The organism is Myxosarcina sp. GI1, from assembly GCF_000756305.1.
GTDB lineage: Bacteria > Cyanobacteriota > Cyanobacteriia > Cyanobacteriales > Xenococcaceae > Myxosarcina.
Map to the genome: position 1 here is coordinate 115,132 of NZ_JRFE01000014.1, position 15,542 is coordinate 130,673.

Sequence of the window (15,542 nt, forward strand, 5' to 3'; positions counted from 1 at the left end):
TCTGTATAAAGCTAAAAAAATTTTAAAAATGCTCGTTTAATATGATAAATGACACCGTTTTATCCCAAAATCGAAAGCTGACTCAAAGTTCTCGTATCAGCCTGCGCTCCGCGTCGTTTCTTCTAGCTTCTATAGTCATAGGTATCGGCTGTCTAGTTATCTGTGGTTGGCTTTTCGACATACCGATTTTAAAGAGTCTGCTTCCAGGTCGGGTAACTATGAAAATCAGTACTGCTCTGGGCTTTATTTTAAGCAGTATTTCTCTATTACTATGGCATCTAAAACAAAATAACTCCTCAAATCCGAGCGATAACAACAACTTCAATCTACTAGTTGGTGGTTGCCTGTATCTTTTGCCAACTATATCGATTGTCTTTACTATTTTGACTTTTATTGAATATGGCTTTCAAGTAAATTTAGGTACTACTATACTTTCTTTTCCCGAAACTGCCGACGCTGTAGATGCAGTTGTTAATGGGCGAATGTCTCCCAATACAGCATTAGGTTTTCTTTGGTTTAATGGAGCCATTTTGCTGTCGATCGGGAAATATTATCTTACTGCCCAACTATCGGCATTGATAGTTATAGGGTTTGCTCTAACATCCCTACTCGGTCATATTTACAATCTTTCGGCGTTATACGGCATGAACTCTGGGACGGGAATGGCAATTCATACTGCTACCTGCTTTATATTACTAGGTTTGGCTTTATTAGGAACTCGTAGCGATCGAGGCTTGATGAGAATTATTACTGCAGATGAAGCAGGAGGAACGATGGCGCAATGGTTGCTTCCTTTAGTAACGTTAGTGCCAATACTATTGGGGTGGTTATTTTGGTCGTTTTTTGCCAACTTCGATCTAACTCCAGAAACTAGAATTGCCCTCAGAATTTTATTAGAAATAATTATTTTAGACGCAGTAGTTTTATGGGCTGCACGTAAATTGAATAAGGTAGATCGCCTGCGTCAAAGTTCTGTTCGCCAACAGCAAGAACAGGAGCAGCAGTTACGTTTGGCTTTTGAGTTCGCAGCAATTGGTAAGGCATTAATATCTAAAGAAGGTCAATTTCTCAAAGTTAATCCCGCTCTCTGCCAGCTTACTGGTTATAGTGAAGACGAAATGCTGCAACTATTGTTTCAAGATATTACCCATGATGATGATTTAGATACCCATTTAAAATTTGTTCGGAAATTTTTGGCAAATGAAATCGATAATTGTCAGTTTGAAAAACGTTACCTCCACAAATCGGGTCGAGTAATTTGGATTTCTCTTAACGTTACTTTAGCCAAAGACAATTTGGGCACACCAAAATATTTTATCGCTCAGATGCAGGATATTACCGTTCGCAAACAGGCTGAGGCTGAGATTCTGCGGCTCAATGAAGAGCTAGAATCAAGAGTCAAACAACGCACTGCCGAATTAGAGGCAGAAATTGTCGAACGTCAAAAGATTGAAGATTCCTTACGCTTACTTTCGGTAAAAAATCAAGCCTTACTCAAAGCTATACCCGATTGGATATTTTCTTTAGAACACGATGGCAAACTAGTCGATTTTAAAGCTCCCAGAAAAATTAAAGCTCCCCTAGTTCACAAAAAATTTATTGGGAAAAGACTAGATAAAGTTTTGCCCCCAGAAGTTTCGGCGGTAATGATAAAGGCAATTTCAGCAGCAGTAAATACCAAAGAAGTTCAAATCTGTGAATATCAATTAGAGAGAAAAGCGACCCTGAGAGATTATGAAGCCCGTATTGCTATCTGCGATTGCCAGGAAGTTATGGCGATTGTGCGTGACGTTACAGAACGCAAACAGGTAGAAAGAGATATTCGTCAGGCACTAGAAATTGAAAAAAATCTCAACGAGCTTAAAAACCGTTTTGTAACCATAACTTCCCATGAATTTCGCACGCCGCTAGCCTCAATATTATCTTCTTCAGAACTGCTCGAACATTACAGCTATAAATGGAATGAAGATAGAAAACTCAATCATCTGCACCGTATTCAATCATCGGTAAAGCACATGACAGATTTATTAAATGATGTCTTGCTACTAGGTAAAGCTGATGCAGGAAGGTTAGAGTTAAGTCCAACCAAATTCGATCTGTATCGATTTTGCCGAGAATATGTTGAAGAAATGCAGCTTATTGTTGATACCCATCAAATTGTTTTTAGTTTCAATACTCACTCTGACAGCAATTTTGATTCAAAATCGCAAGAATATCCCGTTGCTATGGATGAAATACTACTGCGTCATGTATTGAACAATTTACTTTCTAATGCAATCAAATTTTCACCCAATAGCGACAAAGTATATTTAGACGTAGAATACGATTTGGAGCGAGCTAGATTTCAAATTCGAGATACAGGAGTTGGTGTTCCTGTAGAAGAACGAGAACGATTATTTGAATCTTTTCATCGATTTAGCAATGCTAGCTCCATTCCTGGCACTGGTTTGGGATTGGCAATTGCCAAAAAAACCGTAGATTTACATGGTGGAAAGATTGCTATGGAGAGTCAATTAGGGCAAGGGACTACTTTTACCGTTACCTTACCCTACTTAACACAAGAATAGATCGAATTAAAAACTAGGTCGATCGCCAACATTACTGGTAGCGCGATTGAGATTGTCTTGAGCTTGTCGATCGCTAGGGTCTAAGCTAATAGCAACACGATAATTTTTAATGGCACTGGTAAAATCTCCCATAGTTTCTTGAAGCTGTCCTAAAAAATTAAACGCTTCGGGACGAGAAGGATCGCATCCAATGGCTTTCTTAACTTGAGCGATCGCACCATCAAAGTCTCGTTGTCTGGCTAGTTGCTTGGAGGCTTTCAAACTAGATTTGTATTCCGACTCACTATGTTCTGAAGGCTCCTCCAAAACGTTGTGAACGACATTTCTTAGTTCTTTAGGAGTAAATGGTTTTTGTAAAAAATCTACCGCTCCCAACTTCATTGCCTCTACTGCATTGTCTACCGTTCCGTGAGCGGTAATCAAAACAATTTTAATCTGAGGATATTCGGCGATCGCTTTTTTTAACAGTTCGATACCGTCCATACCAGGCATTTTTAAATCGGTAACAATCAGATCGTATTTATCCCCCGTCAATTGCAACATAGCATCTTTGCCATCGAAAGCAGTATGCACTCCGTAGTCTAAAGACTCTAAAGCCATTGTGACAGTACGTCTAATATTTTTATCGTCATCAACCACTAAAATTTTTGCCTTAGACATCGATTGAATTTCCTTTCCTTGTATTTATAATTAACTGTTGCTAATAGGAACGGTAAATGTAAAAGTGCTACCCTTGCCTACAGTAGAATCAATCCAAATTCTACCTCCGTGAGCGCGAACCATTTCTTTACAAATAGCCAATCCCAACCCACTGCCACCGACATCTTTTTCTGTTTCTACCTGGACGAATTTATCGAAGATTTTGCTTTGATACTCTAAAGGTATTCCCGCTCCTTCATCGGCGACGAAGATTTCTACCCAACTATTTCTAGCCGTCGCACCAATGGTGATTTTTCCTCCTGCTTCGCTGTAACGTAAGGCGTTAGCAATCAAATTAGTTAATACCCAAACAATTTTATTAGCATCTATTTTTACATTTATATCTTCTGATAGAGATCGCTCGATTAATTTGATATCTTTTTGTTCGGCCTGTATTTTAAAAGCAGCTATTGCTTTATCCAACAAAAAATTAACTTCGACGGGAGTGTATTCTAGTTCTAATTTACCAGACTCAATTTTAGAGAGATCGAGTAGATCGTTAACCAAACTGCGCAATCTTTCGACATCCTCTACCGCGCTTTCTAAAAGTTCTAATTCCGATTTTGATAATTTGTCGGCAGTAGTTTCGCTGAGTAAGTTGAGGCTCATCAATATCCCTGTAAGCGGGGTGCGTAGTTCGTGAGAAGCCGTAGCAACAAACTCGCTCTTTAGATTATCTAATTTTTTTAGCTTAGTGACGTTTTGCAATAACAGAATTGCTCCAATAACGCTATCGGTATCGCTAATTACTGGTGTAATAGCAAAGCGGTAATAAAGAGTATGTTCGCCTCGTTCGACGGTGAGGATTTCGCGCTCATCTTTTAATTCAGGTGGTTTGCCAGTTTGTGCAGCTTTTTTTAGATGCTCGTAAAGCGTGCGATCGCTAAAGACATCTAAAAAATGATTGTCCCTAGCCAGTAAAGATTTGACGTTAGCAATATCTGCCGCAATGGGATTGATGGCAATAATTTTGAGTTCGCTATCGACGACAATAATACCATCGGCAATACTCTGCACGATCGCTTCACTACGTTGTTTTTCGGTAATTACCCTACCAACATTAAGCTCGTGAAATGCCTTGAGTTTTTGGCTCATGACGTTAATTTCTCGCGCTAAAATTCCTAGTTCATCTTGAGATTTGACTTGTAAGGCAATGTCGTATTTTCCAGAGGCAATTTTACTAGTAGCATGAGTCATTGCCGTTAGCGGTTCGACGATGCGACGAGTCAGCAACAAGCTAAATGCCAACCCTACACCTGCGGCTGTAACTCCAGCGATCGCCGTCGACCAAATTGCCTGTTTTGATACTTCCTCAGCTTCTTCGGAAGTGGCTTCCATAGTTTCTTGATTGATGAGTCTCAATTCGATACAGGCGGCTTTAATATCGTCAAAAATTGGGACTATAGTATCGTAATAATTTGTGGTAGTATGATTAGTTTGCTGCTGTAGACGAGCAAAAGCTGCTAGATAAGTTTCATAACGAGCTTCGATGCGATCGATAATTTTGGCTTCTCCTAGAATGGTAATATTGCCCTCAGCTTTTCCCAGCCATTTTAAAAATTCAATTTGGTTTTGGCGAAACTGTTGCCTTCCCTGAATTTTGTTTTCTAATAAATACAGAAGTACTGCACTGTCCTGTCGTTCGAGAGCATCAATCGTGTTTCTTGCTGCTAGAATACTATGATAGTTTTCCTGCAAAATTGCTCCGCTAGCTTTTCCCAAACGCCTGAGATTGGCTATTCCTAAAATACCAACTAGAATAACCAAAGCCCAAGATAAACTGTAGCCAAGCAAAATTTTGCTTTTTAGCTTCATAGCTAATTAGATAGCCGATTAATTAAACTCAATTTTAGATTGTAATTGAGTTTGAGAGTTAGAGAAATATTTTTTTGGCAAGCGATCGCTATTTCACTACACCAAAACAATATTGCTAAAATTAATTCAAAATAAAGAAAAAACTCTAAAAAATGGCTCGAATTGCTGAAAAAGTATTTTGGACAATTAGAGATATACCACTTCTTCCTCAAAATGATTCGGTTAATTATGAAATCATTGATAGAGAACTGTTTGTAACTAGATCGCCCCATCATCTACATCAAAGAGTTTGTGGTAAGTTGTTTCGCTATCTCGATGAATGGTCTGAAAGCAGTGGTTTAGGAGAGACAATTATCGCACCTGTAGTAATTTTATCTGACATTGATAGTGTAATTCCCGATGTGGTTTGGATAAGTCAAGAAAGATTAGCTCAAGTTGAAGACAAAGCGGGACATTTGTTAAGCGCGCCTGAGTTAGTAATTGAAGTGTTACCTCCAGGAAAAAACAACGAAGACAGAAATAAAGAAGCTAAGTTGAAACTATACTCTCTTCATGGTGTTTCCGAATATTGGATTTGCGACAGATTGTCCAAACAAGTTGCTATTTATAGTCGGAAAAATGCGCGATTGATATTAGTAACTACCTTATTAGAAAATGATATTATTACTTTTTCTCTATTACCAAACTTTAGCTGTTTAGTCAGTCAATTGTTTGTATTGTAGATTAAATTCAATTCGACTCTTTAATAGTGGTAGTGTAATTAAAGTTAATTATCGCGATCGCAATAATTATAGTAGTAAGTCTTCGCAATGCGTTTCACTTAGCAGACAAGCAGTAAAGTTTTATGTGTAGTAAGTAGATTTAAACGACAAGATACATTTATTAGCAATTGGAATCAAAAATAGACAGTTGTGCGTCATTGATACTTTAAGTTTTATTTTTGTTTTATATGAGTAATGTATTTTAAATTTATAGTCAAAATTGCTGCTGCAACTTCTATATTTAGTCTGTCAAGTATCTCTACGTATAATCTACTAAGTCATGGAAACACTGTTTCTGAACTAAAAAACAATGAAAGAAAGTCTAATTGGGATATTTATACTAATAATTTGTCAACTCAACTTATCCTAGACGATGCTGAAGCTTACAATAATCGCGGTAAAGTTTATCGCGAGCGAGGAAAACTGAATTTGGCTCTAATTAGCTTTAACCGCGCTCTCGAACTCAATCCTAACTATGTCTCTGCTTATTATAATCGAGGTATTGTTTACCACTATATGGAAAAACTAGGTTTAGCCTTAGCTGACTTTAATACAGCTCTCGAACTAAATCCTGAATTTGCAGAAGCTTATTACGGTCGAGGTCTTATTTATTTTTATCAGAAAAAATCAGGATTAGCTCTAGCGGATTTTAAATACGCTCTCATACTTAATCCTAAATTAGCAGAAGCTTATTACGGTCGAGGTCTTATTTACGCAGAGCGAGAAAAATTTGAATTAGCTCTAGCGGATTTTAAATACGCTCTCACACTTAATCCTAAATTAGCAGAAGCTTATTACGGTCGAGGTCTTGTTCGTGCAGAGCATAAGAAATCTGAAGCAGCTCTGTCAGACTACAATCGCGCTCTCGAACTTAAGCCCAACCTAGCTCAAGCTTATTATGGTCGAGGTCTTATTTACGCAGATCGAGGAAAATTTGAATTAGCTCTAGCGGATTTTAACCGCGCTCTTAAGCTTTTTCCTAACTATACACCCGTATACTTCGATCGAGGGCTTCTATACGAAAAGCAAGGCAAAACCGAACCTGCACTAGCAGACTATAGTCGCGCCATCGAACTAGACGCTGAATCAGTCAAAGCACATGTTAATCGCGGTGTTCTTTATAAAGAGCAAGGCAAAACCGAACTGGCACTAGCAGACTATAATCGCGCTCTCGAACTAGACCCTGAATTAGACGAAGTGTATATGAATCGCGGTGTGGCTTATGCCGAACAAAAAAAAATTTGAGTTGGCTTTAACAGATTTCAACCGCGCTTTAGAACTAAATTCCGAACTACCTAAAGCTTACTTTAATAGAGGTCTTGTTTACTATAACAATGGTTCGGACAAAACTAAGCAGCTATAGTTCCATAGTCATAAAGGTTGTAGTAATTGGGATGGGATTTAATCAAAGTTGGCTCAAGACCTAACTGGTCAATAAATAGTTCGAGTAAATGATGATTGAGCGCACGCCGTTTATAACTTGCCATTGAAAAGACAAAATCGGTATCACAATCATGTTGTTGAACAGCATCCCATTTAGCAAGATTAAGAGCAGTCAAAGAACTATTAAAATGAAAATCAAGTTTGGCGCGATCGCGAGCCTGACAATCGGCTAAACCAGTAAATTGCTTGCTGTCACGAAACAAAAACTCAATTTGAAAGCGAGCCTTATAGTAGAGATAAATAGAGTAAGCATCTAGTTTGAGGTCGGTGGAGAATAAAACTGCATAACTGCTGGAGCTTGATTCAGAAGTTCTAAGTAGATAAACCAAGCGAATTTTGCGTTTGAGACTAATTGACCAGACAACAGCAGTGTATAACTCCATATCATCTGTTAATTGAGTTACCCACTCAAAGTTGCTGTAGTCAGTCAAATCGACTTTGCCAGCATATTTACGAGGTCTACCTCGTCGAGAGTACTCACCTTGATCTGGGTAACGTAAATCGGCATCTCGACGCAATTTACCAATTGCTTCTAGTTCTAAATCTGTAACTCCGTTGACCCACTTGATTTTACTGTAAAATCCATCGGTAACTACATATTGTAGCGAGGGTGGAAGATAAGGGCGAGTTGCTGCTAGTTGTTGAAGATAGTGATTGATTCTAGTTGTTTCAGGTTGTTGACTCTTCTCTGATTTAGACTTTGTCTGAGCCTTTGATGTTGCTGGTGTTTGTCGAACACTAAGACTGTAGCTGATGTTATTGGTGACATCTACTACTGCCATTGCTGATATTTCCAGCCCTTTTTCTATTTTAGCTGCACTCCCATTGTAGAAGTAATCTAGACCATAAGTTTGTTTGCCACTCTTAGGGATAAATGAGCAGTCTACTGCCAAGATTATTTGAGAATGAGGTTCAATTGCTTGCTGAATTAATGTTTGATTGAATCTTATAAAGTTGAATGAACGCTGATACTGTCTTCGATAGGTACGCTCACAAATTTGACTGTAACGACTTAAGTTGGTGAAAGTAGCTCGTCCACAAACAATGATAAGAGTTGACAATAAGGTTATCAGAAATTTTTGTTGGGGTTTGCTAAATCACCCACTGAAACCAGTAGGCTTTGTATAATTATTTTGATGCTGTCCATTTGCGGTAATCATTCAATACTTTTACCTTATCTGATGGATAGCTTTTTTTTGTCTTCTTTCCTAAAATTGTCCGAACCATTGCTATAAATAGAATAAATTCAAATTAGCTTTGGTGAACTACGATCGCGCCCTGAAATTAGATTCTGAATTTGCTAAAGCTTACACTAACTTGGGTTTGTTGTATCTGGAAATAGGAAACTTTAAAGCAGCTAAAACTAACTTACAAAAAGCGCGACGGTTGTTTCTTTCACAAGGTAAAATTGCCGAGGCAGAAAAAATTGAAAATCTTTTAAAACAGTTGCCTTACTTAAGACAATTACCCCATACTTCGATGCTAGATTAATTATTTATCATTTATAGTAAGCATCTCCTCTCGTCCCCGATAACATGACATCTATCCTAAAACAGCTTAAAACCTCAGTCAGTCAAGCTTTAGTTGCCGCTTTTGGTTCGGAATTAGCCGATACAGATCCATTAGTCGCCCCTGCAAGTAATCCCAAATTTGGCGATTATCAATCAAATGCGGCTTTGTCTCTGGCTAAAAAACTCAAGCGATCGCCGAGAGAAATCGCTCAATCTATTATTGATAAGCTGGAAGTAGATAGTATTTGCGAAACTCCTAACATAGCTGGTGCTGGTTTTATTAACTTCAGTATTAAGCCTAGCTATCTCGCCGCCCACTTAAGTAAGATTCAGAGTAGCGATCGCCTGGGAATCGAGCCTGTAACATTACCGCAAAAAGTAGTAGTAGATTTTTCCAGTCCTAACATTGCCAAAGAGATGCACGTCGGACACTTGCGATCGACGATTATTGGTGATGCGATCGCCCGTATTTTGGAATTCCGGGGACATGACGTTTTGCGTCTCAATCATATTGGTGATTGGGGAACTCAATTTGGGATGTTGATTGCTTACCTTAGAGAAACTTATCCCGAAGCCTTAACTACTGCCGATGCTTTAAATATTGGCGATTTGGTTTCGCTGTATAAAAAAGCCAAAGTCCGTTTTGATGAAGATCCAGAATTTAAAGAAACAGCCAGAAAAGAAGTAGTTAGATTGCAGGCAGGTGCCGAAGATAGTCGTCATGCCTGGCAGTTATTATGCGATCAATCGCGTCGTGAATTTCAGGTTATTTACGATTTATTAGATATCAAACTAACCGAACGAGGAGAGTCTTTTTACAATCCTTTGCTGCTCGATATTGTCCAACAGTTAGAAGCAGAAAATCTGTTAGAGGAAAGTGAAGGTGCTAAATGTGTCTTTTTAGAAGGATTTACCAATAAAGACGGCGATCCTTTACCCTTAATCGTGCAAAAAACAGATGGGGGTTTTAACTATGCCACTACCGATTTAGCTGCATTAAAATACCGAATTAAAGAAGATGAAGCCGATCGCATTATTTATGTCACCGATGCAGGACAAGCCAATCACTTTGCCGCAGTTTTTCAGGTAGCAAGAAGAGCGGGAATATTACCAGAACAAGTAGAAGTAGTTCACGTTCCGTTTGGTTTGGTTTTGGGCAAAGACGGTAAAAAGTTAAAGACGCGATCGGGTGAAACTATTAAATTAAAAGATTTACTCTCAGAAGCAGTAAACTGCACTCGCAAAGATTTAGAAACCAGACTGGCAGAAGAAGACAGAAGCGAAACAGAGGAATTTATCAATAACGTTTCTCAGACAGTAGGTATAAGTGCGGTTAAATATGCCGATCTCAGTCAAAATCGTACCTCGGATTACAAATTTGACTACGATAAGATGCTCGATCTTAAAGGTAACACCGCACCTTATTTACTTTATGCTTATGTCAGACCACAAGGCATTAGTCGCAAGGGAAATATTGACTTTGAACGGTTAGAGAGCGAACGCCAAATTTCTCTAACAGAAGATGCCGAACTGGTACTCGCCAAACATCTCTTACAGTTTGAAGAGGTTATTAAAGAGGTAGAAGCAAACTTACTACCAAATCGCATCTGCCAGTATTTATTTGAACTCAGTCAAAAGTTTAATAAATTCTACGAAGATTGCCCGATCTTAAATTCGGTAGAACCCCAGCTTACTTCTCGCTTATTGTTAGCAGATTTAACCGCTCGTACTTTAAAACTAGGTTTATCTTTATTGGGAATTAAAGTTTTAGAGAGAATGTAGGCAAAATAGATTCTACTTTGATGATGCGATCGCACATTACGAACCGAATGAAAATTTTTCCTCAAGCAGTTGCTAAGATTTACTTAAGATCTAAATCACTGTGAACTTGAAAACTCGACCCATAGCAGTCGGCAATTTTAAATATGCTCTTAGAAATTAACCGTATCTGCGTACCCCCAGGACAAACAGTACTGCTAGAAGATATTAGTTGGCAAGAGTTTGAGGCAATTTTAGCGGATTTGAAAGAACATCGCGCTTCCAGAATTGCTTACGACTGCGGCAGCTTAGAAATTATGACCCCGTTACCAGAACACGAAAATAATAAGGAATTAATTGGGGATTTGATTAAAGTTTTACTAGAAGAGTTAGACATTGAATTTTGTCCTCTAGGTTCTACCACATTTAAGAATCGCGTGATGGCGAAAGGTATCGAACCAGATAATTGCTTTTACATTCAAAATGAAGCTTTAATTAGAGGCAAAAAAAGAATCGACCTGGCAACCGATCCACCACCAGATTTAGCTATAGAAGTCGATCTTACTTCTCGTACTCATTTAGATTTATATGAAGCACTGGGAATTAAAGAACTTTGGCGATTTGAGGAAGACAAGTTACAAATATTGGTTTTAGTGAATGGTAAATATGTAGAGTCTCAAATAAGTTGTCATTTTTCTAAGCTTGGAGCGATTGTCGAAGTTATTTCTCAATATTTGCAGCAGTGTAAGATTCAAGGGCGAAATAAGGGAGTTAAGGCTTTTAGAAACTGGATCGAGGCACAAATAAGGCAATAAAATCGCAATTTGCTCGAAATTGCTAAGTTTACTATTTTTTAACAAATCGAGTTAAAGTTACAGGCTGTCTAATTTTAAGATTGCGATCGCCAGAAAATAAAATGAGTGAACTTTGAACCAAACTAACTCAAACATAACGATAGGTGAAGTTCAATCAAAAACCTATTCCTTTTAGAATATTTATTCTCAATTCATTTATGGTGTAATTGTTTTTCTTTTCTCCGAAAAAAATAATATGAACTGCTTTTTTATTATTTTTGTCTATCCAAACCCAATATTCGGCTTCTCCGTCACAGGCACTTTTGATTTTTTCGCCACTAAACCTTAATATTAACTGAGTTTCATATAAAGTTAAACCACGTTTTGCATTGTTAAGAGTGTTTGTTTTAGTTTTTAGATTTCTCTTAACAAGTGTTTGCCATTCTTTTTTATTAAGTTCACCATAAGCATAATTTGATAAATTGCTTAAGCGATTACTAAACTTTGGAGGAATACAAACTATTTTTTTTGCTTCTACTTTTAAAGGCGAAATAATAAAAAAGGCGATCGCTAAACACAAGAATTTTATACGCATACCTATACTATTGACTATTAATAATACAAGCCTATAGTATAAAAAATCTTGATTATTTAACGTGATTTGAATCATTATTGATTAACATTCATAAAATCAGCGATTTTAATTTATTTATTGTTTAGAAATCATCTTTTAATGTTTTTCATTATTTCTGACTCTTACTTCTTGACAACCTTTGATATCTCAAAGATTGTAGGTATTCATTGTCAAAAGTACTAAAATTAATCCTATTGTCTACTTTTAGACAGGTTAAATAAATCAATTCTAATCGATGAGCAACAATCTATATCGTGATATTCGCGAATTTTATGACGCTTCTAGCGGACTTTGGGAACAAACCTGGGGCGAACACATGCATCATGGCTACTACGGTCGAGCTGGTAACTACAAAATGAATCGCCGTCAGGCACAGATCGATCTGATTGAAGAGTTACTAATCTGGGCAGACTGCAAAGATAAAGAGAATGCACCACAGAATATTGTCGATGTCGGTTGTGGTATCGGTGGCAGCACGCTGTATTTAGCCGAGAAGTTTGGCGCAAAAGCCAAAGGAATTACTTTGTCTCCCAAACAGGCAGAAAGAGCCACAGAAAGAGCGATCGCGGCAGGATTAGGAGATAGAGTTGGTTTTCAGGTTGCCAATGCGTTAGAAATGCCTTTTGAAGATAATAGTTTCGATTTAGTTTGGTCTTTAGAAAGTGGCGAACACATGCCCGATAAAGCTAAATTCATGCGCGAATGCTATCGGGTACTTCAGCCTGGAGGCAAATTAATCATGGCTACCTGGTGTCATCGCGAGACTAGTTCGGTAGCTGGTGAATTAACTACTAGTGAAATAGAGCATCTACAAGATATTTATCGAGTTTACTGCCTACCTTACGTGATTTCACTGTCAGAGTATGTAACCATTGCTAAAGACTGCGGGTTTAAAAATCTACATGCTGATGACTGGTCGATGGCAGTCGCGCCCTTTTGGGATATTGTGATTGGTTCGGCAATGAATTGGCAAACAGTTACAGGTATACTTAAAGCGGGTTGGGAGACGCTTCGAGGGGCTTTGTCTTTAATCTTAATGAGTCGCGGTTACGAACGGGGGTTGATTCGCTTTGGGACGATCTATGCTACTAAGTAAATAAGATCGGTAACATTAATCTCAGCTTTATGGAAATTGCTTACGTACATTTTTACACCAGAAATGCAGCAGAAACGAGCAACTGGTTTATTCGTAATCTAGATTTTCAAGCGATCGCCAAAAGCCTCGATAACTATACTCAGACTGAAGTTATTGCTGGTAATTCGGTATTTTTATTAATCTCATCGCCATTAAATTCGCGCAGTCCAGTTTTTCGCTATCTTCAGAAGCATCCTTCTGGTGTCGCCGATATAGCTTTTAAAGTTAACAGTTTAAAAGCGGTAATTGATAAAGCCAGAGATCTTGGAGTTAAAATTTTACGATTTCCTCAAATTCAAAAAACCGAACGGGGAAACGTAAAAGTAGCTAAGATTGTTGGTTGGGATTCTTTAGAACATACTTTGATTGAAACTAGTGGCGATGAGCCGATAAGCTTTTTACCAATAGGTAAAGAACGACAAACCGAAATCGCCTGTAACAGCAGTTCGGGTATTATCGACATCGATCATATAGTTCTTAATGTCGCTGCTGGACAATTAAAAGCCGCAACTGCCTGGTATCAAAGTTTGTTTGGTTTACAGGTTCGGCAGAGTTTTAAGATTAAAACCGATCGCTCTGGTTTATATAGCGAGGCTTTAGCCGATGCTAGCGGTAAAGTGCAGTTCAATCTCAACGAACCTACTTCTGCTAGTTCTCAAATTCAAGAATTTTTAGATTTTAATGGTGGCAGTGGTATTCAGCACTTGGCGTTGCGCTGTGACAATCTAATTGATGCGGTTAACTATATGCGATCGCGTGAGGTAGCTTTTTTAGCAATTCCCAAGGCTTATTATCGGCAAATCGAACAAAAATCAGGCGATCGCTTATCTCTTTCGGCGCGAGAATGGCAAGCAATCGAACAGACAGAAATTTTAATCGATTGGCAGCGCGAGCATCCGCGATCGCTATTGATGCAAACCTTTACCAAACCAATTTTTGAGCGACCGACTTTTTTTCTAGAGTTTATCGAACGCAGACAACAAGCTACGGGTTTTGGTGAAGGTAATTTTCAAGCTTTATTTGAAGCAGTGGAAAGAGAACAAAGTAATCGATAAAATTGATTTTTCAAATTAACTAGAGACATTGTTAAAAGACAGCAGACAGTAATTAGACTTTTTTTTATTGATTTGTAGCAAAAATTTAAAAGTTTCATAAAAATTGCATAAGATATAAAATTTTGATATGTAGTTTTTAGCTTTTTTATTTATTGTTTATAAATTATTGGTAATGTTTTTATAGTTAATAACAGCGACTGATACAATTAAAACAGTCAAAAAGAGTGAATATAATTGCGAGTGCCGTATCGATTTTATTACTTTTAAGTGCGATTATTTCAATAAAATTAAACCTTTATAAAATAAACTAAAGTATCGTAGGAGAATTACTGTTTATGATCGCTTCTACCAGGATTGATGGTATTCTCGGTCCCGGTATTTGCTTGGCTGATGGCGAATATCAAATTACTAAACCACTAGGTCAAGGAGGTTTTGGAATCACCTATCGCGGAACGGATACCAGACTAAATCGACCTGTAGCGATAAAAGAGTTTTTTCCTGAAGGTTGCTGGCGAGAAGGGAGTTCGGTAGTTTCTGCGGGAAAATGGAATCTTACTACTTACAGAAGTGCCAAACAAAAGTTTTTGCAGGAGGGACGAACTTTAGGTCAATTCAACCATACGGGCATTGTTAAGGTGTTTCATTATTTTGAAGAGAACAATACTGCCTATATGGTTATGGAGTATCTACAGGGCAAAACCCTGACAGAAAAGCTTAAAGAGCGCGGTGGCAGGTTAAAAGAAGCCGAGGCTCTTTATTATATTGCCAAGATCGGACAAGCATTAGAAGTTTTGCATCAGGCAAGATTTTTACATCGCGATATTAAACCCAGCAATATCATGCTGGCAGATGATGAGCGAGTAGTATTAATTGATTTTGGTGCGGCAAGAGACTTTACCAGCCACAATTTTAAAAAATTTACTGCTATGGTGACACCAGGATACGCACCTTTAGAACAATATGGTAGAGCTTTACAGCATGGTTCTTTTACCGATGTTTATGCTTTGGGTGCAACCCTCTATCATCTGCTTACTGGTAGCGTTCCGATCTCTGCCGTTGAAAGAGCGGCAGGAGTAGAATTAAAAGAAGCTCGTCAACTCAATTCGCAGATTAGCCCCCATGTTTCCCAAGCAATTAGTAAAGCTATGGTCATGAATATCGAACAGCGATCGCAATCGGTACGAGAATTTCTCGAACTGCTAGATCGAGACTTGTGCCAACCACTGCCAAAAACAAAAACACCAAAAATTCATTTTTATCATTCTGTTCGAGATCCCTGGAGTGCGTTCGCAACATCTACAATAGCTTCAACTCCAGGTATAAAAACTACTCGTAACAGTGAAGATCGCTGGTTTTAAGGAACGATTTAG

General features: G+C 38.1%; 13 protein-coding genes and 1 pseudogene. 10 read left to right on the forward strand and 4 right to left on the reverse strand.

The window, feature by feature from the left end:
* The first annotated feature begins 218 nt into the window (after window positions 1-218).
* Window positions 219-2,567, forward strand: coding sequence for a PAS domain-containing sensor histidine kinase (locus KV40_RS31965; RefSeq protein WP_052055452.1), 2,349 nt, complete (start codon window positions 219-221; stop codon window positions 2,565-2,567).
* Window positions 2,568-2,573: 6 nt separating this feature from the next.
* Here KV40_RS31965 and KV40_RS07485 read toward each other — a convergent pair whose 3' ends face one another.
* Window positions 2,574-3,227: a response regulator gene (locus KV40_RS07485; RefSeq protein WP_036479534.1), complete on the reverse strand. Its 654-nt coding sequence runs from the start codon at window positions 3,225-3,227 to the stop codon at window positions 2,574-2,576.
* Window positions 3,228-3,257: 30 nt separating this feature from the next.
* Window positions 3,258-5,081, reverse strand: coding sequence for an ATP-binding protein (locus KV40_RS07490; RefSeq protein WP_036479537.1), 1,824 nt, complete (start codon window positions 5,079-5,081; stop codon window positions 3,258-3,260).
* A 152-nt stretch (window positions 5,082-5,233) separates the two neighbouring features.
* On the opposite strand from KV40_RS07490, the gene KV40_RS07495 reads away from it, so the two are divergent.
* The 3 genes from KV40_RS07495 to KV40_RS37270 all read left to right on the forward strand — a co-directional run bounded on the left by KV40_RS07495 (window position 5,234) and on the right by KV40_RS37270 (window position 7,205).
* Window positions 5,234-5,803, forward strand: coding sequence for a Uma2 family endonuclease (locus tag KV40_RS07495; RefSeq protein ID WP_036479540.1), 570 nt, complete (start codon window positions 5,234-5,236; stop codon window positions 5,801-5,803).
* A gap of 387 nt (window positions 5,804-6,190) precedes the next feature.
* The gene (locus tag KV40_RS07500; protein ID WP_172657250.1) at window positions 6,191-7,087 is read left to right on the forward strand and encodes a tetratricopeptide repeat protein; all 897 of its coding nucleotides are present in this window, start codon (window positions 6,191-6,193) and stop codon (window positions 7,085-7,087) included.
* Window positions 7,065-7,205 carry a tetratricopeptide repeat protein gene (locus KV40_RS37270; RefSeq protein WP_081942802.1) on the forward strand — a complete coding sequence of 47 codons (141 nt, stop codon included), beginning with the start codon at window positions 7,065-7,067 and terminating at the stop codon, window positions 7,203-7,205. Before KV40_RS07500 ends, KV40_RS37270 begins: the two co-directional genes overlap by 23 nt.
* Here KV40_RS37270 and KV40_RS33205 read toward each other — a convergent pair.
* Window positions 7,192-8,346 (reverse strand): transposase, encoded by a 1,155-nt coding sequence (locus KV40_RS33205; RefSeq protein ID WP_072013782.1) that lies wholly within the window; start codon window positions 8,344-8,346, stop codon window positions 7,192-7,194. The two genes, KV40_RS37270 and KV40_RS33205, sit on opposite strands and share 14 nt — an antisense overlap.
* A gap of 190 nt (window positions 8,347-8,536) precedes the next feature.
* Here KV40_RS33205 and KV40_RS07510 point away from each other — a divergent pair.
* The 3 genes and pseudogenes from KV40_RS07510 to KV40_RS07520 all read left to right on the forward strand — a co-directional run.
* Window positions 8,537-8,776, forward strand: a pseudogene (locus KV40_RS07510) (tetratricopeptide repeat protein); the annotation flags it as partial.
* Between the two features lie 44 nt (window positions 8,777-8,820).
* Window positions 8,821-10,578, forward strand: a complete 1,758-nt coding sequence (gene argS / locus KV40_RS07515; RefSeq protein WP_036479545.1) for an arginine--tRNA ligase — start codon at window positions 8,821-8,823, stop codon at window positions 10,576-10,578.
* A gap of 143 nt (window positions 10,579-10,721) precedes the next feature.
* Entirely contained in the window at window positions 10,722-11,369 is a 648-nt protein-coding gene (locus tag KV40_RS07520) for a Uma2 family endonuclease (RefSeq protein WP_036479546.1), read from the forward strand.
* 154 nt (window positions 11,370-11,523) lie between these two features.
* Here KV40_RS07520 and KV40_RS07525 read toward each other — a convergent pair whose 3' ends face one another.
* Window positions 11,524-12,018 (reverse strand): hypothetical protein, encoded by a 495-nt coding sequence (locus KV40_RS07525; RefSeq protein ID WP_036479548.1) that lies wholly within the window; start codon window positions 12,016-12,018, stop codon window positions 11,524-11,526.
* A 199-nt stretch (window positions 12,019-12,217) separates the two neighbouring features.
* Between KV40_RS07525 and KV40_RS07530 the strand changes: the two genes are divergently transcribed.
* The 3 genes from KV40_RS07530 to KV40_RS07540 all read left to right on the forward strand — a co-directional run bounded on the left by KV40_RS07530 (window position 12,218) and on the right by KV40_RS07540 (window position 15,530).
* Window positions 12,218-13,078, forward strand: a complete 861-nt coding sequence (locus KV40_RS07530; protein WP_036479551.1) for a methyltransferase domain-containing protein — start codon at window positions 12,218-12,220, stop codon at window positions 13,076-13,078.
* A 29-nt stretch (window positions 13,079-13,107) separates the two neighbouring features.
* Window positions 13,108-14,172 (forward strand): 4-hydroxyphenylpyruvate dioxygenase, encoded by a 1,065-nt coding sequence (gene hppD, locus KV40_RS07535; RefSeq protein ID WP_036479554.1) that lies wholly within the window; start codon window positions 13,108-13,110, stop codon window positions 14,170-14,172.
* A gap of 335 nt (window positions 14,173-14,507) precedes the next feature.
* Window positions 14,508-15,530 (forward strand): serine/threonine-protein kinase, encoded by a 1,023-nt coding sequence (locus KV40_RS07540; RefSeq protein ID WP_036479557.1) that lies wholly within the window; start codon window positions 14,508-14,510, stop codon window positions 15,528-15,530.
* Window positions 15,531-15,542 lie beyond the last annotated feature (12 nt).